This is a genomic window from Shinella sp. (genome assembly GCF_049651085.1).
Lineage (GTDB): Bacteria > Pseudomonadota > Alphaproteobacteria > Rhizobiales > Rhizobiaceae > Shinella.
The window spans coordinates 258,368-279,827 of the sequence record NZ_JBASBL010000007.1 but is presented as its reverse complement, the minus strand read 5'-3'; the positions used below and the strand labels follow the sequence as shown (position 1 = coordinate 279,827).

Below are 21,460 nucleotides of genomic sequence, written 5' to 3'. Positions count from 1 at the left end.
TATTTGTGAGCGATCCCGCCTTGGTGTATGATTTCCATATTTCATACACCAAGGCGAACCACGATGCGTACCAATATCGAACTCGATGACGATTTGATCGCCGAAGCCATGGAACTCACCGGGCTTCCGTCAAAGAAGGCGACTGTCGAGCTGGCACTGCGCGATCTCGTGGAAGAGTGGCGCCGGCGGAAGGCACTGGAAGAACTTTGGGGAATGGGCTGGGAAGGCGATCTCGACGCGATGCGGACAGGCTGGGGGCCGCCTGAAACCCTGCGCGATGACGCCGCTGAATGATCGTCGTCGACAGCTCCGTATGGATTTCCGCGTTGCGCGGCATTGCTACGCCGCAATCCCTGCAGCTGAAAACAATGCCGCGGGCAAGACATATCCTGCTCGGCGATATTGTTCTTCTCGAGATTTTGCAGGGCGCCCAGAACGACATGCACGCCGCCAATCTTCAAAAACGACTGACCGAATTCGCCGTTGTTCCGATGCTCACTCCGGAGATCGCAATAAAAGCCGCCGGGAATTTCCGGCGGCTTCGCGAAAAGGGCGTTACCATCCGCAAGACCGCAGACCTCATCATCGGCACTTTTTGCATCGAGCACGACTATAGTCTGCTGCATGCCGACAGGGACTTCGACCCGATGGCCGAGCATCTCGGCCTTCGGGTCGCCTGACACCAATCAGGCCGTCATCACCTTCCACGCATGCTCAAGGCCCTTGCGCGTGATGTCGATCATCTGGTCGACTTCCGCGTGAGTGATGACGAGCGGCGGGGAAAAGAGCATGCGGTCGCCGGTGGCGCGCAGCACGAGACCGTTTTCCAGGCAATGGTTGCGCACGGTGACGCCGGCCTGTTCCTTGTCCGCAAAGCGCCTGCGCGTCGCCTTGTCCTCGGCAAGCTGCACAGCCGCCATCAGGCCGACCTGCTGGACCTCGCCGACGATCGGCAGGTCTTCCAGCGATTTCAGGCCGGCGGCAAGATAGGGGCCGATATCGTCGTGCACGCGCTCGACGAGCTTTTCATCCTCGATGATGCGGATGTTTTCCAGCGCCGCGGCGGCGCAGACCGGGTGGCCGGAATAGGTGAAGCCGTGGTTGAAGTCGCCGACTTCCTCCACCAGCACATTGCCGACGCGATCGGACACCATGACCCCGCCGATCGGCAGGTAGCCGGACGACAGGCCCTTGGCGATCGGTGCGAGATCCGGCTCGACGCCGAAATGCTGGTGGCCGAACCAGCGGCCGGTGCGGCCGAAGCCGCAGATCACTTCATCGGTGACGAGCAGGATGTTGCGCGCCTTGCAGATGCGGGCGATTTCCGGCCAGTAGGTGGCCGGCGGCACGATGACGCCGCCCGCCCCCTGGATCGGCTCGGCGACGAAGGCCGCGACATTGTCTTCGCCCAGTTCGTCGATCTTCTCTTCCAGTTGGCGTGCCATCTTCAGGCCGAACTCGTCGGACGACAGGTCACCGCCTTCGCCGTACCAGAAGGGCTGGTCGATGTGATGGATACCGGCGATCGGCAAATCGCCCTGCTCGTGCATCCACTTCATGCCGCCGAGCGACGCGCCGGCGACGGTGGAGCCGTGATAGCCGTTCTTGCGGGCGATGACCGCTTTCTTGGTCGGCTTGCCCATGGCGCCCCAATAGACGCGGGCCATGCGGAACCAGGTGTCGTTCGCCTCGGATCCGGATCCGGTGAAGAACACGCGGTTAATGTTCGGACCGGCATGGGAGGCGATCTTCTGGGCGAGCAGAACGGCCGGCGGCGTCGTGGTGCCGAAGAAGGTGTTGTAATAGGGAAGCTCGTTCATCTGGCGGGCGACCGCCTCGGCGATTTCCTTGCGGCCATAGCCGATATTGACGCACCAGAGGCCCGCGAAGCCGTCGAGATAGCGCTTGCCGTGATTGTCGAAGATATGCGAACCCTCGCCGCGCTCGATGATGCGCGTGCCGGTCGCGTTCAGCTTCTTCATGTCCGAGAAGGGATGAAGATGGTGGGCGGCATCGAGGGCACCGAGGTTGGACACGGCTGCTGTACTGGTATTCGACATTTGGCAACATCCTCAAGGTAGGCCCGCCTTATTGAACGGCGGGACAGAATGGGTTACGAAAATGCCCATACAACAGGCATTTGGCAAGAGATCGGGCAACCGCAAAATTTCTTGTCCATGCTTCCCGCCAAACCAAAGCAGGCACCATGACAAATGACAACAAGGCGGCCGGCGCGCCGCCCGCCAATGCCCCGCCGCGTATCGAAATCCTCCTTGTCGGCATGAACGGGGACCTGCGCGGCAAGCAGGTTCCGCTCGAAGGCGAGAAGAAGATCTGGGACGGTTCGGTGCGCCTGCCCTCTTCCACCCAGTCGCTCGACATCTGGGGCGACGACAATGACGACATCACGGGCCTCTCCATATCCGTCGGCGACCCGGACGGCCTGTGCATTCCCGACCGCCGCTCGCTGACCTCCATGCCCTGGGCGCCGGAAGGCTCCCGCCAGGTGCTCGCCACGATGCACGAATTCGACGGCAGCGCCTCCTTCATGGACCCGCGCGCCATCCTCGCGCGCATGCTGAAGCGGTTTGAAGACAGGGGTTTGACGCCGGTCGTCGCGACCGAGCTTGAATTCTACGTGATGGAGGACGACTGGCGCGAGACCGGCAGACCCCGCCCGCCGGCAGCCCTCATGTATCGCGGCCAACCGAACGGCTTCCAGCTCTACGACATGCGCGCGACGGATGCGCTCGACGACTATCTCCAGACCGTGCGCGCCTGGGCGAAGGCCATGGACCTGCCGGCGGATGCGACGACGGCGGAGTTCGGTCCCGGCCAGTTCGAGATCAATCTCCTGCACCGGCCGGATGCACTCGCCGCCGCCGACGACTGCATCTACCTCAAGCGTATTGCCGAGCAGGCCGCGCACCGGTTCGGGCTGAAGTCCACCTGCATGGCAAAGCCTTATGCCGACGAGGCCGGCTCCGGCCTGCACGTTCATTGCAGCATCATCGACAAGGACGGCCGGAACATCCTCGATGCCAAGGGCGGCGAGCCGACGAAGCTGAAATCGATCTCAGCCGGCATGCTGCGGACGATGCGCGATGCGCAGCTCGTCTTCGCGCCTTTCGCCAATTCCTATCGCCGCTTCCAGCCGGGCTCCTTCGCGCCGGTCGATCTTACCTGGGGCTTTGGCCATCGCGGCACAGCCATCCGCATCCCGGACACGGACGGTCCGGCAGCCCGCGTCGAGCATCGCGTGGCGGGCGCGGACGTCAATCCGTACCTGCTGCTGACGGCGATCCTCGGCGGCATCCTGCTCGGCCTCGATGAAGACCTCGATCCCGGCCCCGTAACGGAGCCGGGCAAGGAAGTGCCGGATGCCAAGCGCCTGACGCACGACTTCCTGACCGCCGTGGAGGAATTCACCGCCTCGCCCTTCATCGCCGACGCTTTCGGCCCGGCCTACCAGAAGCTCTACGGCGATACCAAGCGCAAGGAGGCGCTCATCTATCTGCGCACGGTCTCGGATTTCGACTACCAGACCTACCTGCCGCGCATCTAGAGAAATTCCGGTGAAAACCGGATCACCGCGATAGCTCCAGGGCTTTGTTTTTGCCGCATTATCCAACGCCGAAGCGATGCCGCTTCGGCTGGAAATGCTCCAGGCGGCGTCAGGCGGCGGCCGGTTCGGCCGTCGTCATGTTCCTGGCCTGCACCTTCGGCACGATCACCTTCAACTCGCCCGGATGCAGGCGGATTGCGACATCGCGGTCCATCGGCAGGAGTTCGCCGTCGATCACGCAATTGATCGCCCGGTCGACCCGTGGGAAATGCAGATCGACGGCCGTGCCGGTCATTTCCGTGACGTCGGCATTCTCGCGCAGCTTGCCGCGCAGGATATCGAAAGCGAGCCTGGCAACACCGGTCGGCTTCAACGGATTGGTCGTATAGAAGCCGAGATGGCCGCCCGTCAGGTCGTCGGCATAGAGCAGGCCATTTTCACCGAAGCGGTTGTTCGAGACATTGATGGCCGAGACCCTGCGGTGCTCCTCGACGCCATCGACGTTGAACTCCACATCGAATTCCGGTGGGTCCAGGATGACGCCAAAGGCCGCGCGGGTGCTTGCAGCGATCTTGCCGACGCGCGAGCGATAGGTCATCGCATTGCGCAGGCGCACCATGCGGGCATGCAGGCCCGCGGAGAACTGGTGCACGAAGGCCCGGTCGTCCGCCGTGCCGATATCGGCGGCGGCGATATCGCCATCCGCCAGCGCGTCGATCGCCTGCCAGATATCCAGCGGAATGTTCAGCGAGCGGGCAAAAAGGTTCATCGTACCGGCCGGAATGATACCGATCGGCATCTTGCTCTGCCAGGCCAGGCCGGCCGCAGCCGAAACCGTGCCGTCGCCGCCGCCGGCCAGCATCGCATCGAGGTCGGTGCGGTCCGAGCAACGGCGAAGCGCCATTTCGATGTCGGCCCCTTCGACGATATCGCAGTCGAGGTGGTGCCCCGCCCGGGAGAAGACCTCTTCCGCGTGGCGGGCATAGGCCTCCATGTCGATGGTGCGGAACGTGCCACCGTCCCGGTTGAAAATCGCCTGAACTCTCATTCACATGCTCCGCGTGACGGTCAGGAAAGCCTGAAGGCTTATTATCGATCCATTAGATAATCGAGAAAGCGGCGATTAACAGGCGGGCGGGCAACAGCGAGCAATAATCGTCAGTTCCGCGGAGCAATTTCGGGCGAAGCGAAAAATCGCAGTAGGCAGTCTGCCGGGGTTTGATGTATTGCTTGCCGGTCGCGCGCGTCGGGAGTACGCCTGCCGACCGGATTTTACCTTCCCGCCAGGCCTTCCCGGCCGGACCAGACCGCATCAGCAGCCAGGAGGAGTGGCGGCCCGTGTGAGGGTTCGGCGCGAGTTTGTCGTGTGGGTCACCCTTGCGGAGCCACCCGTGTCCGAACAGCAGTCCCTGCCCAATTCTGCCCTTTCCTCCGGGCAGCCACCGCTTGCACCGCTCACCGTCACCCTGATCATCCTGGCGCTCGCCGTCGGCAGCTTCGGCATCGGCACCGGCGAATTCGCCATCATGGGCCTGTTGCCGGATGTCGCCACCACCTTCGGCGTGACGACGGCCGAGGCCGGCTATGTCATCAGCGCCTATGCCTTCGGCGTCGTGGTGGGCGCGCCCGTCATCGCCGTCATCGGCGCCCGTTTCCGCCGGCGCGACCTGCTTCTGGTGCTGATGGGCCTCTTCGCCCTCGGCAATCTTGCCAGCGCCGCCGCGCCGACCTTCAAGAGCTTCATGCTCTTCCGCTTCCTCTCGGGCCTGCCGCACGGCGCCTATTTCGGCGTTGCGGCCCTCGTCGCCGCCTCCATGGTGCCGGTCAACAAGCGCACGCAGGCGGTGGGCAAGGTCATGCTGGGCCTAACCGTCGCGACGCTGGTCGGCACGCCGCTCGCCGCTTATTTCGGCCAGCTGCTCGACTGGCAATACATGTTCATCGCCGTCGGCATCACCGGCCTCCTGACGGTCGTGCTGATCGCGATCTTCCTGCCGCGCGACAAGGTTCCCAAGGGCATCAACGCGCTGACGGAGCTCGGCGCCCTGAAGCGCAAGCAGGTCTGGCTGACGCTCGGCATCGCGGCGTCCGGCTTCTGCGGCATGTTCGCCGTCTTCACCTATATCTCCCCTATTGTCACGGAGGTCGCCGGCCTCAATGTCGGCATGGTGCCGGTCTTCATGGCAATCTTCGGCGGCGGCATGATCGTCGGCAACATTTTCGGGGCCAAGCTTGCCGATCTCTCGCTGATGCGCACGATCGGCTACTCGCTGGTACTGTACTTCTTCGTGCTCATCGGCCTGTCGCTTTCGGCGCACGACCCCATCCTGCTCGGCATCTGCTGCTTCCTGATCGGCTGCAGCTTCGTCGTCGGCCCGGCGCTCCAGACGCGCCTGATGGACGTCGCCGGCAACGCGCAGACGCTCGCCGCCGCGCTCAACCACTCCGCCTTCAACGTCGCCAATGCGCTCGGCGCGCTGTTCGGCGGCATGTCGATCAGCGCCGGCTATGGCTACGGTTCGATGGGTTTCGTCGGCGCTGCAACGGCCGTCGTCGGCTTTGGCGTCTTCATGGTGTCGCTGACGCTGGAAAAGATGGACCGCGCCGCAACGCCCGCCTGCCCGGCCGAGTAGGCAACCTCAAACCCTGATTGTCTGCGCGGCGTCCCTGCCCTCGGGGACGCCGTTTTCGTTTGCGCCGGCGCGCGGCCGCGATCAACAGGACAGTTGAAATATGCAATTCAGGGTATAGGGACGAATACACCCCTCGCCCGGACTCTGATAGACATGACGAAGCTCAATCCGCCGGCTTGACAGGCGGCAGTCTCGCGAACGGTTGCGGCCGTCGCCCATCGGAGACCGTTCATGACCTCCCTTATCGAGAGCATCACTGGCAGCAGCGTCTTTGGTTTCGTCGCCCGCCTCGTCCTGACGTCGATGTTCTGGCTGTCCGGCATCGCGAAGCTGGCCGATTTCAACGCCGGCGTCGGCGAGATGGTGCATTTCGGCCTTGAACCGCCCGCCCTGTTCAACATCGCAACCGCCATTACCCAGATCGTCGGCTCGGCGCTGATCGTCGCCAATCGCTGGACCTGGCTCGGCGCCGGCATGCTCGCCGTCTTCACCGCGCTCACCATCCCGATCGCGCATAGCTTCTGGACCATGCAGGAGCCGATGCGCACGATCGAGTTCCATATCGTAATGGAGCATATCACCGTCATCGGCGCGCTGATGGTCGTCGCCTGGAAATCTGCAGCCGCACGCTGACCCTACCGGGATACGCTCGCTCCGGCCTTCTCGCCGGGGTGGGCCTATTTCAGCGACGGCAGCTTCAGCGGACCGCCGGTCTTGATGCTGCGGATCGCGAAGTTGGAACGGATATCGGTGACGCCAGGCATGGTTAGGAGGGTTTCCGTCAGCAGCTTTTCATAGGCCGCCAGATCCTCCACCACCACTTCCGCCAGGAAATCCGCATTGCCGGAGATCAGGAAACACGAAACCACCTCCGGCACGGCGAGCAGCGCCTCCTGCTGCGCCATCGCATTTTCCCGGCTGTGGTGCCCCACCTTGATTTCCACGAAGACCGTGAGGCCGAGGCCGACTTCCTTGCGGTCGATATCGGCGCGGTAGCCGCGCAGCACGCCCGATTTTTCGAGATTGCGGATCCGCCGCAGGCACGGCGACGGAGAGAGGTTCACCCGTTCGGCGATCTCGACATTCGTCGCGCGTGCATCCTCCTGAAGCACCTTCAGGATGGCGATATCGAATCTGTCAAGATTTGGCATATTCTGAACTTCTTGCCTCCAATGTTGGCATAATCCTGCGCATCCTACTTTCATGCAGGCATAACTCGCAAGGACACACCTTTCCCTTCAGCGCTAGAATCCGACCATGAATTGAGCCCAGCGCTAGAAGGACACCGCCATGGCCACGATCTCGTTTTCTTCCGAGGGCAAAAGCAATCCGCTGGTTGCCGGCTATGCGGGTGCGGTCGTCACCGTGCTGATCTGGGCGGTCTGGGTGCTCGCGACCCGCCATACGACGGCAACCCCGCTCGGCACCATCGATATCGGCCTCATCCGCTACGGCGTGCCGGCCATCCTGCTCGCTCCGATCTGGCTGCGAACCGGCCTCCTGCCGAAAGGCGTGCCGGTGAAACTCGTCGTCGTCATGGTGGCAGGCGCCGGTGCGCTGTTCTTCCAGGTGACGGCCGCCGCCCTGCACGTCACACCGGCCGCGCCCGGGGGCATCCTGCTCGGCGGCTCGCTGCCTCTGGCCACCGCCCTCATTGGCATGGCGCTGTTCGGCGAGCGGCCGGACCGCATGCGCCTTGCCGGCCTTGCCGCCATCGTAGCCGGCGTCGCGATCCTGCTGGTCGCCAGCATGTTCAAGAGCGGTATGACGGCAACCGGCTTCGTGCTGCTGCCGCTCGGCGCCATTCTCTGGGCGGGCTTCACCCACGCCTTCCGCCGCTCCGGGCTTTCCGCGCTGGAAGGGGCTGCCCTCATCGCCGTCTGGTCGTTCCTGATCCATCTCGTGCTGGCCGCGCTTTTCGGCACGCACCTTGCCGAAGCCTCCCTGCCCGACCTTGCGCTCCAGATCACCAGCCAGGGCATTCTCTCCGGCCTCATCGCCACCTTCGCCTACGGCACCGCCATAAGAGCGCTCGGCGGCAGCCAGGCAGCGGCCTTCACCGCCATCACGCCAGTACTGGCAACGCTCGGCGGGGCATTCTTCCTGGGAGAAAGCTTCGGCGCGGCGGAAATGATTGCAGCCCTCGTCGTCGGGGCCGGCGTCGCGCTTTCCACGGGCATTCTGTCGCCGAGGCGCTAGGCCAAAAAAGAAAGGGCGCCGACGGCTTTCGCCGGGGCGCCCTTTCTGTCCGCGTTCCGGATCAGCCGTGAATGATCTCGCGGTGCTTTTGCAGGCGCTTTCCGAAGGCCTGGCTGACGCGGTCGAAGATGATCGCGATGCCGACAATGGCAAGGCCGTTGAAGATGCCGAGCGTGAAATACTGGTTGGAGATCGCCTTCAGCACCGGCTGGCCGAGACCCTGCACGCCGATCATCGAGGCAATGACCACCATCGCAAGCGCCATCATGATCGTCTGGTTGATGCCCGCCATGATGGTGGGCAGAGCGAGCGGCATCTGGACGTTCTTCAGCTTCTGCCAGCTCGACGAGCCGAAAGCGTCAGCCGCCTCCAGCACGTCCTTGTCGACCAGGCGGATGCCGAGATTGGTAAGGCGGATCATCGGCGGAATGGCGTAGATGACCACCGCGATGAGGCCCGGAACCTTGCCGATGCCGAGCAGCATGACGACCGGGATCAGATAGACGAAACTCGGCATGGTCTGCATGACATCGAGAATCGGGTTGATCACGCTCTGCACACGGTCCGACCGCGACATGAGAATGCCGATTGGTATGCCGATCACGATCGACAGGACCGTGCAGACGAAGATCATCGACACCGTCTTCATCGTGTCGTCCCACATGTCGAAATAGCCGATCAGCAGAAGGGTGGCGACCGAACCGGCGACGATCTTCCAGTTTCGGCTGGCGAACCAGGCGATAAGGGCGATCAACAGGATGATGATCGGCCAAGGCGTGCGCGTCATGAAGCGCTCGGACCATATGAGGAAGTGCTGCAACGGCTCGAAGATGGTTTCGATGCTGTCGCCGTAGGCGCGGGTGAAGGTGCGAAATCCCTCATCGATCGCCTTCTTGAGGTCGCGCAACGCGTTCGCGTCCATCGCGGGAAATTTAGTCAACCATTCCATATCGATCCCCTTCCGGTTCCGACCGATCTTGCGCCGGTCTTTGAACCAAACCCTGAAACATGCCGATGGAATGTGCGCGGCAGTTTGCGCCAACGACATGCACGAACAAAGTTTTCAGGCGGCGCGCCCGAAGACGCGCCGCCTGTCCCGATCAGACGGTCAGAGAGCGGCCTTGATCTTTTCGGCCGCTTCCGGCGAAACCCACTCCTTCCAGAGGGCTTCATTTTCCTCCAGGAAGTGCTTGGCGCCATCGTCGCCGCTTGCCTGGTTGTCGGTCATCCAGGCCATCAGCTTGTTGACCGTGTCGTTGCTCCACGCGCGCTTGTTGAGATAGCCCATGACGTCGTCACCGGCCCGCTCGGAGAAGCTCTTGGTCACCAGCGTCTGGACCTTGTCCTTCGGCCATTCGTTCTTCTTCGGATCTGCGCAATCGGCGACCGTGTTGCAACGCTTCCACTCGGCAGCGTCGTAGGGCGCACCATGCTCGAGCTTCACCATATCGTACTTGCCGAGAAGCGCGGTCGGGGCCCAGTAATAGCCGACCCAGCCTTCCTTGCGCTCGTAGGCCTTGGCGATCGAGCCGTCGAGGCCGGCGGCCGAGCCGGTATCGACCAGCGTGAAGTTCGCGGCCTCGCCGCCATAAGCCTTGTAGAGCTGGCCGGTCACGACCGTTCCGCCCCAGCCCTGCGGGCCGTTATGTACGGCGCCCTTGCTCTTGTCTTCCGGATCCGGGAACAGTTCCGGGTGCTTCAGCACGTCGTCGATCGTCTTGATGTCCGGATTGGCCTCAGCGATGTATTTCGGGATCCACCAGCCCTGCACGGCGCCGTCGGACAGCGCCACGGCAGCGCCGATCAGCTTGCCTTCCTCGATACCGCGGTTGACGACGTCGGGCAGCAGGTCCACCCAGCCCTCGGGCGCGAGGTCCGGCTCGCCCTTCTCGATCATCGAGGTAATGGTCGGGACCGTATCGCCGACGATGACGTCGGCATTGCAGCCATATCCCTCGTTCAGGATGAACTTGTCGAGCGCGGCCAGAACCTCCGCGCTCTGCCAGTTCATGCTGGCAATGGTCAGATCGCCGCATTCGGCGCGCGCCGCACCCGTCATGGCCATGAGGCCGGCGACAAGGCAGGTGGAAGCAAGAAGATGTTTCATATCCGTTCCCTCATTGCGGCGGTGTCATTATGGCCGTCGAGCCCGCTGCACCGCCGCCGCGGAACTCGTTGTTTCTCGCGGATCGTTCCCGAAAAGGCCAGGGAAGGCCCATGGGCCGCGATACCGCATCTTCGACTTTTGCAGCTACAGGGTCAAATGCCGATACGAATGCGTCTGGAATTGACCCCAATGCGTCATGATGCGGCCAAATCCGGGAGCGCCGGCTGATCTGTTTCCGGCGGTGGAGCGATCGCAATGGCATGATACAATTCTTCTGTTTCAGGCAGAAAACGAAAAGGCCGGCATGAGCCGGCCTTTGTTTGTGTGGATGCGGAAAGGCGAAATCAGGCTTCGCGCCGCCCCTGAATGATATGAACCCGCCCGCCGGCCTTCACACGCTCGTAAAGATCGATCACGTCATGGTTGAGCATGCGCACGCAGCCGCTCGACATGGCATGGCCGATCGACCACGGCTGGTTCGTGCCGTGGATACGGAACAGCGTATCGTTGCCGTTCTGGTAGAGATAGATCGCGCGGGCGCCGAGAGGGTTGTTGATGCCGCCGGGCACGCCACCGGCATATTTCAGGTTCTTCTTCGGGTCGCGGCGGATCATGTTGGGCGTCGGGGTCCAACTCGGCCATTCAGCCTTGCGGCCGATATAGGCGTTGCCGGCAAGCGAGTAACCCTGCCGGCCGACGCCGATGCCATAGCGCATGGCCCGTCCGTTGCCGAGCACGTAGTAGAGCCGGCGCTCCGGCGTATCGACAACGATGGTGCCTGCCGCCTGGGTCGTCGCATAGGCGACTTCCTGCCGGCGAAGCTCCGGCTTGACCTTGTCGAGCGGCATCACCTTCAGCGGAAATTTCTCATCCATGCGCTCGCCGTAATTGGCGCGGTCGCTGGTTCCGTTCGTTGCGCAGCCCGCGAGCAATGCAGATGCGCCGAGCAGGAATCCGCGGCGGGAAATCGACATGGTTAAAGCCCCTTGAATATCTGTCCTCGGGGCTGAGAATTATGCGGTTATGGTTAATCGGAGGTTAAGCGGCGCGCATCGGTTGCAGGCGGCGCCATGCTGCGCGGCAAGAAAAAGGCCGCTCAGGGCGGCCCTCTTCAAAACTTGCACTCACATGTTCGGATAGACCGGCCCCTCGCCGCCTTGCGGCGGCACCCAGTTGATGTTCTGGTTGGGATCCTTGATGTCGCAGGTCTTGCAGTGCACGCAGTTCTGCGCGTTGATCACGAAGACGTCCTTGCCGTCCTTCTCCACCCATTCGTAGACGCCGGCCGGACAGTAGCGGGTCGAGGGACCGGCATAGACGTCGAGTTCCGAGGTCTTCTGCAGGTCCGGGTCCTTCACCTGAAGGTGGACCGGCTGGTCTTCCTCGTGGTTGGTGTTCGACAGGAACACCGAGGAGAGGCGGTCGAAGGTGAGGACGCCGTCCGGCTTCGGATAGTCGATCTTGCGGTGCATTGCCGCCGGCTCCAGCGACTGCGCATCGGTCTTGCCGTGCTTCAGCGTGCCGAAGAAAGAGAAGCCGAACAGCGTGTTCGTCCACATGTCGAGGCCACCGAGCGCCACGCCCACGGCAGTGCCGAACTTAGACCAGAGCGGCTTGACGTTGCGCACCTTCTTCAGGTCCGAGCCGATGGCGCTGTCGCGCCAGCCCTGCTCGATCTCGATCGGCTCGTCATTGGCGCGGCCGGCCGCAATGGCATCCGCCAGCTTCTCGGCGGCCAGCATGCCCGACAGGACCGCATTGTGACTGCCCTTGATGCGCGGCACGTTGACGAGACCGGCCGAGCAGCCGATCAGCGCACCGCCCGGGAAGGACAGTTTCGGCACCGACTGGTAACCGCCTTCCGTGATGGCGCGCGCGCCATAGGAAAGCCGCTTGCCGCCCTCGAAAGTGCCCTTGATCGCCGGATGCGTCTTGAAACGCTGGAATTCCTCGAAGGGGAAGAGATAGGGGTTCTTGTAGTTGAGATGCACCACGAAGCCGACGGCGACGAGGTTGTCTTCCAGATGATAGAGGAAAGAACCGCCGCCGGTCTTCATGCCGAGCGGCCAGCCGAAGGAGTGCTGCACGAGACCAGGCTTGTGATGTTCCGGCTTGACCTGCCAGAGCTCCTTGAGGCCGATGCCGAACTTCTGGGGCTCGCGGCCCTTCGAAAGATCGAACTTCGCGATCAGTTGCTTGGCGAGCGAGCCGCGCACGCCCTCCGAGATCAGCGTGTACTTGCCGAGTAGTTCCATGCCGCGGGTATAGTTGGGACCGGGCTCGCCATTGCGCTCGATGCCCATGTCGCCGGTCGCAACGCCGATCACCGCGCCCTCGTCATTGTAGAGCACCTCGGTGGCGGCAAAGCCCGGATAGATCTCGACGCCGAGTTCTTCCGCCTTGGTCGCGAGCCAGCGACAGACATTGCCAAGCGAGACGATGTAGTTGCCGTGGTTGTTCATCAAGGGCGGCATGGCGAAGTTCGGCAGGCGCACGGAGCCGGCCGGGCCGAGCAGCAGGAAGTGGTCGTCCGTCACCTCGGTCTTGAAGGGATGGCTGTCGTCCTGGCGCCACTCGGGCAGCAGGCGATCGATCCCGATGGGATCGACGACGGCGCCGGAAAGGATATGGGCGCCGACTTCCGACCCCTTTTCAAGCACGACGACGGTGAGATCCGGATTGACCTGCTTCAACCGGATCGCGGCCGACAGGCCCGCAGGCCCCGCCCCGACGATCACAACGTCGAATTCCATGCTCTCGCGTTCGGGCAGTTCCATTGCTTCGCTCATTCGTCTCTCCACACCGCGACCCCTCAAAAGCCACGGTCACTCCCTCTGGTTGGCCTGTCATGGCAAATACGGCAAACCTTGTCGAGCCGTTCTGCGACAGACTTTTCCTGCAATGCGCATGACATCATGACCGGGCTGAAAGTTTATTGACTTTAACGTAAACGTCAACCGAATGTCTCAGGCGCAGCCGTCTGCCCGCTTGATTCCCCTTCCCTGCGGGACTAGGCATTTCCGCCAGCCACCGGGAGAGGTTCGTCAGCATGTCCGAGATTATCCGATCACTCCAACGCGATTTGAACCATTTCGGCGAGGATCTTCACCTTATCGGAAGTGAAAAGCTCGCGGACCGTCATCCCGGCGAGCATGCAGACAATTTCGGTGCAGGCGCGATGGCGCAGCCTGCGACACCGCAAGCGGCGGCAGCCGTGGTGCGCTGGTGCGCTGAAAACAATGTCGCCGTCGTGCCGCAGGGCGGGCGCACCGGACTTGTCGGCGGAGGTATCAGCGCGCCGGGCGAACTGATCCTGTCGACAGGACGATTGAACCGCATCGAGGCGATCGATCCGCTCGCCCGCACGGCGACCGTTGGCGCCGGCGTCACGCTGCAGGCGCTGCAGGATGCAGCCGCCGAATTCGGCCTCACCCCCGGCATCGACCTTGCGGCCCGCGGCAGCGCGACGATCGGCGGGATGATCGCCACCAATGCCGGCGGCATCCTTGCCTTCCGCAACGGCGTCATGCGCCATCAGGTGCTCGGTATCGAGGCCGTGATGCCCGACGGCAGTCTTTTCAGCGACCTCACGCGCGTCCTCAAGGTCAGCGCCGGGCCGGACATCAAGCAGCTTCTCATCGGCTCGGAAGGCGCCTACGGTTTCGTCACGCGCGCCGTGCTGAAGCTCGAGAATTTCAACGCGATGCGCGCCACCGCGCTGGTCGGCGTAAAGGACGCCACCTCCGCCCTTGCCCTCATTGCCCATTTTCGCGCAAAGCCGGCCTTGCAGCTCGAAGGGGCCGAACTGATGTGGCAGCGCTATTTCCGCGACAGCGCCGGCGACAAGGGTTTCGATCTCGACTGGCTCGAGGCCGACACGCCGGCCGTGCTGCTGATGGAGGTTTCCGCCGGCAGCGAGGCGGACGCGCGCAGCGCGCTGGAGGACGGGCTTGCCGAATTGTGGGAAGAACAGGAGTTGACGAGCGGCATCGTCGCCGCATCGCTCGACCAGGCCCGCCGCTTCTGGGCGCTGCGCGAGGATGGCGATTTCATGTACCGGCACTTTCCGGCCGCACCCTCCTTCGACATTTCGGTGCCGCCCGCCTCCCTCGACGACTATGTCGCGGGCCTGCGCTCGCGGCTGAAAGGGGTCGATGCCAGCTTCGATGCCTATGTCTACGGCCATATCGCGGACGGCAACCTGCATATTTCCGTGATCGGCAAGGGCGCGGCAGTACCTAGCCTGAAGGAACCGATCGAGGATGCGATCTATACGGGCGTTGCCGAATTCGGCGGCAGCTTTTCCGCCGAGCACGGCGTGGGCACGGAAAAGCGCCGCGCCTATCTCACCTATGGCAATCCGGCGCGGCGCGCTGTCGCGCAGGCGATCAAGGCCGCGCTCGACCCCAAAAACCTGTTCAATCCGGGCAAGGTGCCCTTTCGGGCCTAGCAGGCCCCCAGCGTAAGGATTTCGTCATGGATCTCGGCATCACCGGCAAACGAGCCCTCGTGCTCGCCTCCTCCCGCGGCCTCGGCAAGGGCATTGCCGTGGCGCTCGCCCGCGAGGGCGCGCATGTGCTTCTTTGCGGGCGCAGCGTGGAAACGCTTAAAGCCAATTGCGACGCCATCAACGCGCAAGGCCCCGGCCGCGCCGACTGGGTGGAGGCGGACCTCGGCGAGGACACTTTCGTCGAGACCATCGTGGCCGCCGTCCAGGAAAAGCTGGGCGGGCTCGATATCCTCGTCAACAATTCAGGCGGCCCGACGCCCGGCTCCACCGAGGACATGAGCGAGGAAAAGCTCCTCGCCTATTTCCATTCGATGGTGTTGCGCATCATCACGCTCACCAACCGGCTGCTGCCCGGCATGAAGGAGCAGCGCTGGGGCCGCGTCCTCACCGTCGCCTCCTCCGGAATCATCGAGCCGATCCCCGGCCTTGCCCTGTCGAACACGCTACGTCCGGCGCTGGCGGGTTGGTCGAAGACGCTGGCGAGAGAAGTCGCGGAATACGGCGTTACGTCCAACATGCTGCTGCCCGGCAGCATCATGACGGACCGACTGATCAGCCTCGATTCGGCAGCTGCGGAGCGCAGCGGCAAGAGCGTGGACGAAGTACGCGCCGCCGCGGAAAGGGCCATTCCGGCACGCCGCTACGGCGCCGTCGAAGAATTTGCCGCCACCGCCGCCTTCCTGGTGAGCGCGTCGGCAAGCTATGTCACCGGCACTCTCGTGCGGTGCGACGGCGGGGCGGCACGCTCGGTCTGAGACGCCGCACTTCCCCTTGCCATTCTCCGTCGCCTGTGCCATCTGGCGCGCTCTCAAAATTCGCGGGCGCGCTTGATGCGCCCTTTCGCGCGCGGGGCCTTCTTGCTCCGGTTCAACACATTCTGACAATGACAGGGGCACGGCGATGGCACGGGCACTCGGGCTGGATTTCGGCACGACAAACACGGTTCTGGCACGCGCGACGGGCGGCAGCGACACGCAATCCATGGCGTTCACCAGCAGCGTCGGCACCACCGACACCATGCGCACGGCGCTTTCCTTCATGAAGGATCCGCTCGTCGGCGCGCAGGCGCTGAAGGTCGAGGCGGGACAGGCCGCGATCCGCCAGTTCATCGACAATCCCGGCGACTGCCGCTTCCTGCAATCGATCAAGACCTTCGCCGCCAGCGCGCTCTTCCAGGGAACGTTGATCTATGCGCGCCGGCACAGCTTCGACGACCTGATGGAAATCTTCCTGCAGCGCCTGAAGGCCTATGCCGGCGCGGAATGGCCGGCGGAGGTCTCGCGGATCGTCACTGGCCGGCCGGTGCAGTTCGCCGGCGCCAGCCCCGACCCGGCGCTGGCGCTCGAGCGCTACAATGCGGCGCTGACGCGGCTCGGCTTTCCGGAAATCCACTATGTCTACGAGCCGGTCGCGGCGGCCTACTATTTTGCGCAGACGCTGAAGAGCGACGCCAACGTGCTCGTCGCCGACTTCGGCGGCGGCACCACCGACTATTCGCTGATCCGCTTCGAGCGGCAGGCGGGCCGGCTGGCGGCCATACCGATCGGCCATTCCGGCGTCGGGATTGCCGGCGATCATTTCGATGCGCGCATGGTCAATCATCTCGTCGCCCCGGAAATCGGCAAGGGCACCTATTTCAAGAGCTTCGACAAGCTGCTGGAAGTGCCGGGCGGCTACTATGCCAATTTTGCCCGCTGGAACCAGCTTTCGATTTTCAAGACGACGCGCGAATTCACCGATCTCAAGTCGCTGGTCCGCTCGGCGATCGAGCCGGAGAAGCTGGAGCTCTTCATCGATCTGGTCGAGCATGACGAGGGCTATCCGCTCTATCAGTCGATCTCGGCGACCAAGATGGCCCTGTCGGCCTCGGACGAGGCGGAGTTCAATTTCGCGCCTCTCGGTTCGGCCGGCCGCAAGACGGTGAAGCGCGCCGATTTCGAGCAGTGGATCGCCCCGGATCTCGCCCGCATCGAGGGTGCGCTCGATGAGGTTCTCGAGAAGACGAGTACGGCGGCGGGCGCGATCGACAAGGTGTTTCTCACCGGCGGCACGTCCTTCGTGCCGGCCGTGCGTCGCATCTTCACCAACCGCTTCGATGCCGGGAAGATCGAAAGCGGTGGCGAACTGCTCTCGATCGCCCATGGTCTTGCGCTGATCGGCGAAAGCGACGACGTCGCGACGTGGGCAGCATGAGCAGGGCGCTTTCCTCCGCGATCCCGCTTCGCTAAGGTAGAGGCCATGAACACCGCCAGAGACCTCCACCCCGAACAGCTGAGATCGCTCCTGCATTTTTATGCGGATGCCGGCGTGGAATGGCTGCTGGAGGAAGAGGCGGTCGACCGCATCGCCGAATTCGAGGCGATGCGCGCGGCGCGCGGCGCTGCCCCACCGCGGGAGACCGCTCCTGCCCCGCAGCAGTCCGGCCGCCAGGCGCCGGCACGGCAGGAGCAAGCGCGACCGGTGGCCCCTGCCCCGATGCCGAATGTGGCGATCCCCGACAGCCAGGCCGTGGCGGAAGCCGAATTTGCCGCAGGCAGCGCCCGCTCGCTCGATGACCTACGCACGGCGATGGAAGCCTTCAACGGCTGCAACCTGAAGACCAGCGCCCGCTGCCTCGTCTTCGCCGAAGGCAACGCGAAACCCTCCATTATGGTGATCGGCGCCATGCCGAATGCCGATGACGACCGCGACGGCCAGCCCTTCTCCGGGCGGCAGGGCGCGATGCTCGACCGCATGCTCGCCGGTATCGGGCTTGCCCGCGCCGATCTCCTGCTGACCAATGTCGTGCCGTGGCGGCCGCCGGGCAACCGCCCGCCATCGCAGCGCGAGGCCGATATCTGCCGTCCCTTCATCGAGCAGCAGATCGCGCTGGCCGAGCCGGAGCACCTGCTGATTCTCGGCAATTTCGCGGCGCGATTCCTTTTGCGCTCGAACGACACGATCCATCAGTTGCGCGGAGAATGGCGGGAAATCGATATTGCCGGCCGCATGGTCCCGGCTTTTGCGACGCTTCATCCACAGGACCTGATGACCGCGCCGATCAGCAAGCGCCTTGCCTGGCAGGATCTGCTCGCATTTCGTGCAGGGCTCGACCTTTAGCGGACAGGCCTCTTTCAATCTTTTCAATGCGTTGAGCGGCCGCCCTGTCCACGGCCTTCCGACGTCGTCGCGATTCTGCCTCAAGCATGAACAAAATGCTTCAGCAGCCATGCGAATTGCACATATCTGCCCGGGCGGAATGTCGCATTGCAAAATCAATGCTGCGGCGCAATATATCACGACGGGAGGACAGATTTTAAGGAAACGACAATGACCGCCCGCTTTCGGCCCATCCATTCGAGCTTCGAAACGCTCCGCCACTCCGGTCTGCGCACCGGCTATGGCTTCAGCGGCATCGCAGCCCCGGCCAACGAGCAACTCACGGCCGCCGGCTTTGCCCGCATCATCCGCCCCGTTCAGCTCTTTTCCGAATTCATCACCCGCTGAACGGTGTGAGGCGCATTGCGCCTTCGAACGCAACTGACCCCAGGAGCACCCCATGGCCAATATCCGCAAGCTGATGTCCGATATCTCCGATATCCGCGCCGCCGTGAACGCGGCCCGGGAATATTCCGTGCTGGCTTCCCTGCCGCGCGATGCCGCGCAGCGCCGCGATCCGCTCAAGGCCTTCCTGCCCAACTGAGGCAAGCTTGAGACCGACCTGCGCCGCGCTACATTCTAGATTGTGAGGAAGGCGGCTTGCCGCCTTTCGTTTTGCCGGGCCTTCGCCCGGCACGCCCGCTCAACGCCACCTTTCCTCGAATTCTCGATGCCCCCGCTTTCCGGCGAGGTTTCTGGTTTACGCCAGAGGCTGTCGCAGTGGACAGGGCGCGCGCACCGCAATAGAGCGACACTCCGAAACTGAATGCGTCCTTCGCGCCCCTTTTCGGAGCCCCCATGCTGGCAAGCCTTGCGTCCATCCTCAGCCTGATGCTGTCCACCCTCCTGATGATGGTGGCGTTCGGTCTGCAAAGCTATGTCGTGCCGGTGCGTGCGGTCGCCGAAGGCTGGTCGACCCAGACGATCTCGATGATCGCGACGGGCTATACGATCGGCTTCACGCTTTCCTGCATCGTCACGCCGAAATTCGTGCTGCTCGTCGGCCATGTGCGGGTCTTCGTGGCGCTGATCACGCTCCTGGCCGTCGGCATCCTGCTCTGCGCCCTCGTCGTCGACTGGCGCGCCTGGATGCTGTTCCGCGCCATATCGGGCTTTGCCATTTCGGGCAGCTACCTCATCATCGAAAGCTGGCTGAACGAGCGCGTGACCAACGAAAACCGCGGCTCGATCTTCTCGATCTACGTCATCACCACGATGGTCGGCACGATCGCCGGGCAATATCTCGTGCCGCTCGGCGATCCGACCAACACCACGCTCTTCATTCTGTGCGGCATCATCTTCTCGATCGCCCTGCTGCCGACGGCGCTGACCTCCTCGCCGCTGCCGGCATCGCCGACTCAGGCCCGCTTCAACGTGCCGAAGCTCTACCGGCGCTCGCCCGTCGCCGTCGTCGGCGCCTTCCTTGCAGGCGCGCTGTCCGGCGCCTGGATGAACCTTGGCGGCGTCTTCACCCAGCGCACCGGCCTTTCGACCGCCGAAGGCGCAACGTTGCTTGCCTGCGTGCTGCTCGGCAGCGTCCTTTCGCAGATCCCGATCGGCCGCGCCTCGGACCGCATGGACCGACGCCTCGTCATGGTCGCCTGCGGCATTGTCGGCACGATTTCCTGCCTCGTCATGGCTTTGGTCGCGGGCGGGCCGCCGGTGCTGCTCTATATCGCCGCGGCCTTCGTCGGCTCGGTCATTTTCCCGATCTACGCACTGAACGTGGCGCATGCCAACGACCGCGCGCAGCCCGACGAGTATGTCGAGGTCTCCTCGGGCATGATGATCGTCTACGGGTTCGGCACGATTTCCGGGCCGCTGATGGTCGGCCCGATCATGGACCGCTTCGGCCCAGGCTCGCTGTTCGTGGTGCTCGCGGTCTATTTCGTGCTCTACGGCGCCTATGCCGCCTGGCGCATCAGCCGGCGCGAAGACGCCGACGGCCTTGTCAGCAAGACGGATTATCAGGCGATGTCCGTGCAGCCGCTCGGTGCGGATGCCGCCGCCGCGGCGCTTCAGCCGGAGACCATTGCCGAGGAACTCGTCTACGACACGACCTCGCCGGAATGGCGTCAGCCCTGATGCATCTGGTGCTTGAGCTCGGCGCGGCGCTTCAGTTCGAGCTGATGCTCGCGGAAGATGACGAAGATGCCGGCGCTGATGACGATGGCCGTGCCGGTTAGCATGGTGCCCGTCGGGACATCGTCGAACAGGAAGTAGCCGACGATGAGGCCAAGCACGATCGATGTGTATTCGAACGGCGCGATGGTCGAGACATCAGCGTAGCGATAGCTCGATGTCAGCAGGAGCTGGGCGATGCCGCCGCAGAACCCCGCCAGCACCATCATGAGCAGCCCCGGCCAGCCGAGGTCGATCCAGCCGAACGGTAGCGTGCCGAGCGAGAAGATGGACGCGAACAGCGAGAAATAGAGCACGATGGTCGACGTGCGCTCGGTCTGCACCAGCTTGCGCACTAGCACCATGGCGCAGGAGCCGAGCACGGCGAAGGCCAGCATGGCCAGCACCCCCATCGCCTCCGACGAGCCCAGCCCCCCGGTGCGCATGAGCGTGAGGCGCGGCCAGCTGATGACGGCAACGCCGACCAGCCCCACCAGCACCGCAGACCAACGGTAGGCGCCCACCCGCTCCTTGAGAACGACCGCAGCGACGATCACCGTGATGAGCGGCAGGGCGTAGCCGAGCGCGATCGATTCGGGCAGCGGCAGGTGTATGAGGCCGTAGAAGCCGAAGCCCATGGAAAGGATGCCGATGAAACCGCGCTTGAAATGGCCGAAGATGTCGTTGGTGCGGAAGGCATCGCGCAACTGGCCCTTGAGGCCAAGGAAGACGAGGATCGGCACCATGGCGAAGGCGGAGCGCAGGAAGGTGATCTGCCCCGCCGGAATCTCCTTGCCGGCCGCCTTGATCAGCGCCGACATGCATAGGAAGATCACGACCGATGCGACCTTGAGGAAAATCCCTTTCATGGGATTGGGAGAATGCAAGTCCATGCGGAAAACTCGCCACCAGCCGGCTGGCCATGGCACAAGGCGTTGAGGAAGACCGGAGAACCGATTCAGACGCCTGCAAGTCTAGCGGGATTGCCTGCCCGATGCGATCAATTCTGGTGATGCATCGCGGATAATATTGATCGAACTTTCCCGGATACGGCCTGTGCCGGCATGGCACGATTTTGTAGTTTGGCCAGGCCGCTGGAAATGAGATGTTAAGTCAATAAGCATATCTATTTAGGGAACTTGGGGGCAGACCGTCCCGACGGATCGTATCGTCATGCACGGTGATAC

Annotated in this window: 21 protein-coding genes; 13 read left to right on the top strand and 8 right to left on the bottom strand. The window is 63.4% G+C overall.

All coding sequences use genetic code 11. From position 1 onward, the window contains the following. Positions 1-63: 63 nt before the first annotated feature. Together WA950_RS04640 and vapC are read left to right on the top strand one after the other, a co-directional pair. Positions 64-294: a type II toxin-antitoxin system VapB family antitoxin gene (locus WA950_RS04640; RefSeq protein ID WP_424550505.1), complete on the top strand. Its 231-nt coding sequence runs from the start codon at positions 64-66 to the stop codon at positions 292-294. Next, positions 291-680, top strand: a complete 390-nt coding sequence (gene vapC / locus WA950_RS04635) for a type II toxin-antitoxin system VapC family toxin (protein WP_424550504.1) — start codon at positions 291-293, stop codon at positions 678-680. Before WA950_RS04640 ends, vapC begins: the two co-directional genes overlap by 4 nt. A gap of 6 nt (positions 681-686) precedes the next feature. On the opposite strand, the gene WA950_RS04630 is transcribed toward vapC, so the two are convergent. Continuing rightward, a complete protein-coding gene (locus tag WA950_RS04630; RefSeq protein WP_424550503.1) occupies positions 687-2,060 on the bottom strand; it encodes an aspartate aminotransferase family protein in 1,374 nt (457 codons plus the stop codon). 146 nt (positions 2,061-2,206) lie between these two features. On the opposite strand from WA950_RS04630, the gene WA950_RS04625 reads away from it, so the two are divergent. Further along, positions 2,207-3,565: a glutamine synthetase family protein gene (locus WA950_RS04625; RefSeq protein ID WP_424550502.1), complete on the top strand. Its 1,359-nt coding sequence runs from the start codon at positions 2,207-2,209 to the stop codon at positions 3,563-3,565. 109 nt (positions 3,566-3,674) lie between these two features. Here the strand turns inward: WA950_RS04625 and WA950_RS04620 are convergent, their stop codons facing one another. Beyond that, entirely contained in the window at positions 3,675-4,613 is a 939-nt protein-coding gene (locus WA950_RS04620; protein WP_424550501.1) for a diacylglycerol/lipid kinase family protein, read from the bottom strand. 361 nt (positions 4,614-4,974) lie between these two features. On the opposite strand from WA950_RS04620, the gene WA950_RS04615 reads away from it, so the two are divergent. Then, entirely contained in the window at positions 4,975-6,198 is a 1,224-nt protein-coding gene (locus WA950_RS04615) for an MFS transporter (RefSeq protein WP_424550543.1), read from the top strand. A 231-nt stretch (positions 6,199-6,429) separates the two neighbouring features. Beyond that, a complete protein-coding gene (locus WA950_RS04610) occupies positions 6,430-6,831 on the top strand; it encodes a DoxX family protein (protein WP_424550500.1) in 402 nt (133 codons plus the stop codon). A gap of 44 nt (positions 6,832-6,875) precedes the next feature. On the opposite strand, the gene WA950_RS04605 is transcribed toward WA950_RS04610, so the two are convergent. Continuing rightward, entirely contained in the window at positions 6,876-7,349 is a 474-nt protein-coding gene (locus tag WA950_RS04605) for an Lrp/AsnC family transcriptional regulator (RefSeq protein WP_424550499.1), read from the bottom strand. Between the two features lie 139 nt (positions 7,350-7,488). Here WA950_RS04605 and WA950_RS04600 point away from each other — a divergent pair, with 139 nt between their 5' ends. Beyond that, a complete protein-coding gene (locus tag WA950_RS04600; protein ID WP_424550498.1) occupies positions 7,489-8,397 on the top strand; it encodes a DMT family transporter in 909 nt (302 codons plus the stop codon). A 61-nt stretch (positions 8,398-8,458) separates the two neighbouring features. Here the strand turns inward: WA950_RS04600 and WA950_RS04595 are convergent, their stop codons facing one another. The 4 genes from WA950_RS04595 to WA950_RS04580 form a co-directional block, all read right to left on the bottom strand. Further along, positions 8,459-9,346, bottom strand: a complete 888-nt coding sequence (locus WA950_RS04595; protein WP_424550497.1) for an ABC transporter permease — start codon at positions 9,344-9,346, stop codon at positions 8,459-8,461. A gap of 159 nt (positions 9,347-9,505) precedes the next feature. Then, the gene (locus WA950_RS04590) at positions 9,506-10,504 is read right to left on the bottom strand and encodes an ABC transporter substrate-binding protein (protein WP_424550496.1); all 999 of its coding nucleotides are present in this window, start codon (positions 10,502-10,504) and stop codon (positions 9,506-9,508) included. Positions 10,505-10,848: 344 nt separating this feature from the next. Next, complete coding sequence (locus WA950_RS04585) at positions 10,849-11,478, bottom strand: L,D-transpeptidase (RefSeq protein WP_424550495.1); 630 nt, start codon at positions 11,476-11,478, stop codon at positions 10,849-10,851. 150 nt (positions 11,479-11,628) lie between these two features. Next, positions 11,629-13,293: a 4Fe-4S dicluster domain-containing protein gene (locus tag WA950_RS04580; RefSeq protein ID WP_424550494.1), complete on the bottom strand. Its 1,665-nt coding sequence runs from the start codon at positions 13,291-13,293 to the stop codon at positions 11,629-11,631. 260 nt (positions 13,294-13,553) lie between these two features. Here WA950_RS04580 and WA950_RS04575 point away from each other — a divergent pair, with 260 nt between their 5' ends. The 7 genes from WA950_RS04575 (at position 13,554) to WA950_RS04545 (ending at position 20,237) form a co-directional block, all read left to right on the top strand. Then, positions 13,554-14,954: an FAD-binding oxidoreductase gene (locus WA950_RS04575; protein ID WP_424550493.1), complete on the top strand. Its 1,401-nt coding sequence runs from the start codon at positions 13,554-13,556 to the stop codon at positions 14,952-14,954. A gap of 26 nt (positions 14,955-14,980) precedes the next feature. After that, positions 14,981-15,769 carry an SDR family oxidoreductase gene (locus tag WA950_RS04570; RefSeq protein ID WP_424550492.1) on the top strand — a complete coding sequence of 263 codons (789 nt, stop codon included), beginning with the start codon at positions 14,981-14,983 and terminating at the stop codon, positions 15,767-15,769. A gap of 145 nt (positions 15,770-15,914) precedes the next feature. Continuing rightward, positions 15,915-17,207: an Hsp70 family protein gene (locus WA950_RS04565; protein WP_424550491.1), complete on the top strand. Its 1,293-nt coding sequence runs from the start codon at positions 15,915-15,917 to the stop codon at positions 17,205-17,207. A gap of 45 nt (positions 17,208-17,252) precedes the next feature. Beyond that, a complete protein-coding gene (locus WA950_RS04560) occupies positions 17,253-18,113 on the top strand; it encodes a uracil-DNA glycosylase family protein (protein ID WP_424550490.1) in 861 nt (286 codons plus the stop codon). Positions 18,114-18,323: 210 nt separating this feature from the next. Beyond that, complete coding sequence (locus WA950_RS04555; protein ID WP_424550489.1) at positions 18,324-18,500, top strand: hypothetical protein; 177 nt, start codon at positions 18,324-18,326, stop codon at positions 18,498-18,500. A 52-nt stretch (positions 18,501-18,552) separates the two neighbouring features. After that, entirely contained in the window at positions 18,553-18,696 is a 144-nt protein-coding gene (locus WA950_RS04550; protein ID WP_424550488.1) for a hypothetical protein, read from the top strand. 254 nt (positions 18,697-18,950) lie between these two features. After that, a complete protein-coding gene (locus tag WA950_RS04545; RefSeq protein WP_424550487.1) occupies positions 18,951-20,237 on the top strand; it encodes an MFS transporter in 1,287 nt (428 codons plus the stop codon). Here the strand turns inward: WA950_RS04545 and WA950_RS04540 are convergent. After that, complete coding sequence (locus WA950_RS04540) at positions 20,228-21,166, bottom strand: DMT family transporter (RefSeq protein ID WP_424550486.1); 939 nt, start codon at positions 21,164-21,166, stop codon at positions 20,228-20,230. The genes WA950_RS04545 and WA950_RS04540 overlap by 10 nt on opposite strands. Positions 21,167-21,460: the final 294 nt, after the last annotated feature.

Coding starts and splice junctions, on each gene's coding strand:
- WA950_RS04570 (WP_424550492.1), top strand. CDS start 14,981: ATGGATCTCGGCATCACCGGCAAACGAGCCCTCGTGCTCGCCTCCTCC.
- WA950_RS04560 (WP_424550490.1), top strand. CDS start 17,253: ATGAACACCGCCAGAGACCTCCACCCCGAACAGCTGAGATCGCTCCTG.
- WA950_RS04600 (WP_424550498.1), top strand. CDS start 7,489: ATGGCCACGATCTCGTTTTCTTCCGAGGGCAAAAGCAATCCGCTGGTT.
- WA950_RS04580 (WP_424550494.1), bottom strand. CDS start 13,293: ATGAGCGAAGCAATGGAACTGCCCGAACGCGAGAGCATGGAATTCGAC.
- WA950_RS04630 (WP_424550503.1), bottom strand. CDS start 2,060: ATGTCGAATACCAGTACAGCAGCCGTGTCCAACCTCGGTGCCCTCGAT.
- WA950_RS04550 (WP_424550488.1), top strand. CDS start 18,553: ATGGCCAATATCCGCAAGCTGATGTCCGATATCTCCGATATCCGCGCC.
- WA950_RS04555 (WP_424550489.1), top strand. CDS start 18,324: ATGACCGCCCGCTTTCGGCCCATCCATTCGAGCTTCGAAACGCTCCGC.
- WA950_RS04540 (WP_424550486.1), bottom strand. CDS start 21,166: ATGGACTTGCATTCTCCCAATCCCATGAAAGGGATTTTCCTCAAGGTC.
- WA950_RS04565 (WP_424550491.1), top strand. CDS start 15,915: ATGGCACGGGCACTCGGGCTGGATTTCGGCACGACAAACACGGTTCTG.
- WA950_RS04575 (WP_424550493.1), top strand. CDS start 13,554: ATGTCCGAGATTATCCGATCACTCCAACGCGATTTGAACCATTTCGGC.
- WA950_RS04595 (WP_424550497.1), bottom strand. CDS start 9,346: ATGGAATGGTTGACTAAATTTCCCGCGATGGACGCGAACGCGTTGCGC.
- WA950_RS04610 (WP_424550500.1), top strand. CDS start 6,430: ATGACCTCCCTTATCGAGAGCATCACTGGCAGCAGCGTCTTTGGTTTC.
- WA950_RS04590 (WP_424550496.1), bottom strand. CDS start 10,504: ATGAAACATCTTCTTGCTTCCACCTGCCTTGTCGCCGGCCTCATGGCC.
- WA950_RS04605 (WP_424550499.1), bottom strand. CDS start 7,349: ATGCCAAATCTTGACAGATTCGATATCGCCATCCTGAAGGTGCTTCAG.
- WA950_RS04625 (WP_424550502.1), top strand. CDS start 2,207: ATGACAAATGACAACAAGGCGGCCGGCGCGCCGCCCGCCAATGCCCCG.
- WA950_RS04640 (WP_424550505.1), top strand. CDS start 64: ATGCGTACCAATATCGAACTCGATGACGATTTGATCGCCGAAGCCATG.
- vapC (WP_424550504.1), top strand. CDS start 291: ATGATCGTCGTCGACAGCTCCGTATGGATTTCCGCGTTGCGCGGCATT.
- WA950_RS04545 (WP_424550487.1), top strand. CDS start 18,951: ATGCTGGCAAGCCTTGCGTCCATCCTCAGCCTGATGCTGTCCACCCTC.
- WA950_RS04585 (WP_424550495.1), bottom strand. CDS start 11,478: ATGTCGATTTCCCGCCGCGGATTCCTGCTCGGCGCATCTGCATTGCTC.
- WA950_RS04620 (WP_424550501.1), bottom strand. CDS start 4,613: ATGAGAGTTCAGGCGATTTTCAACCGGGACGGTGGCACGTTCCGCACC.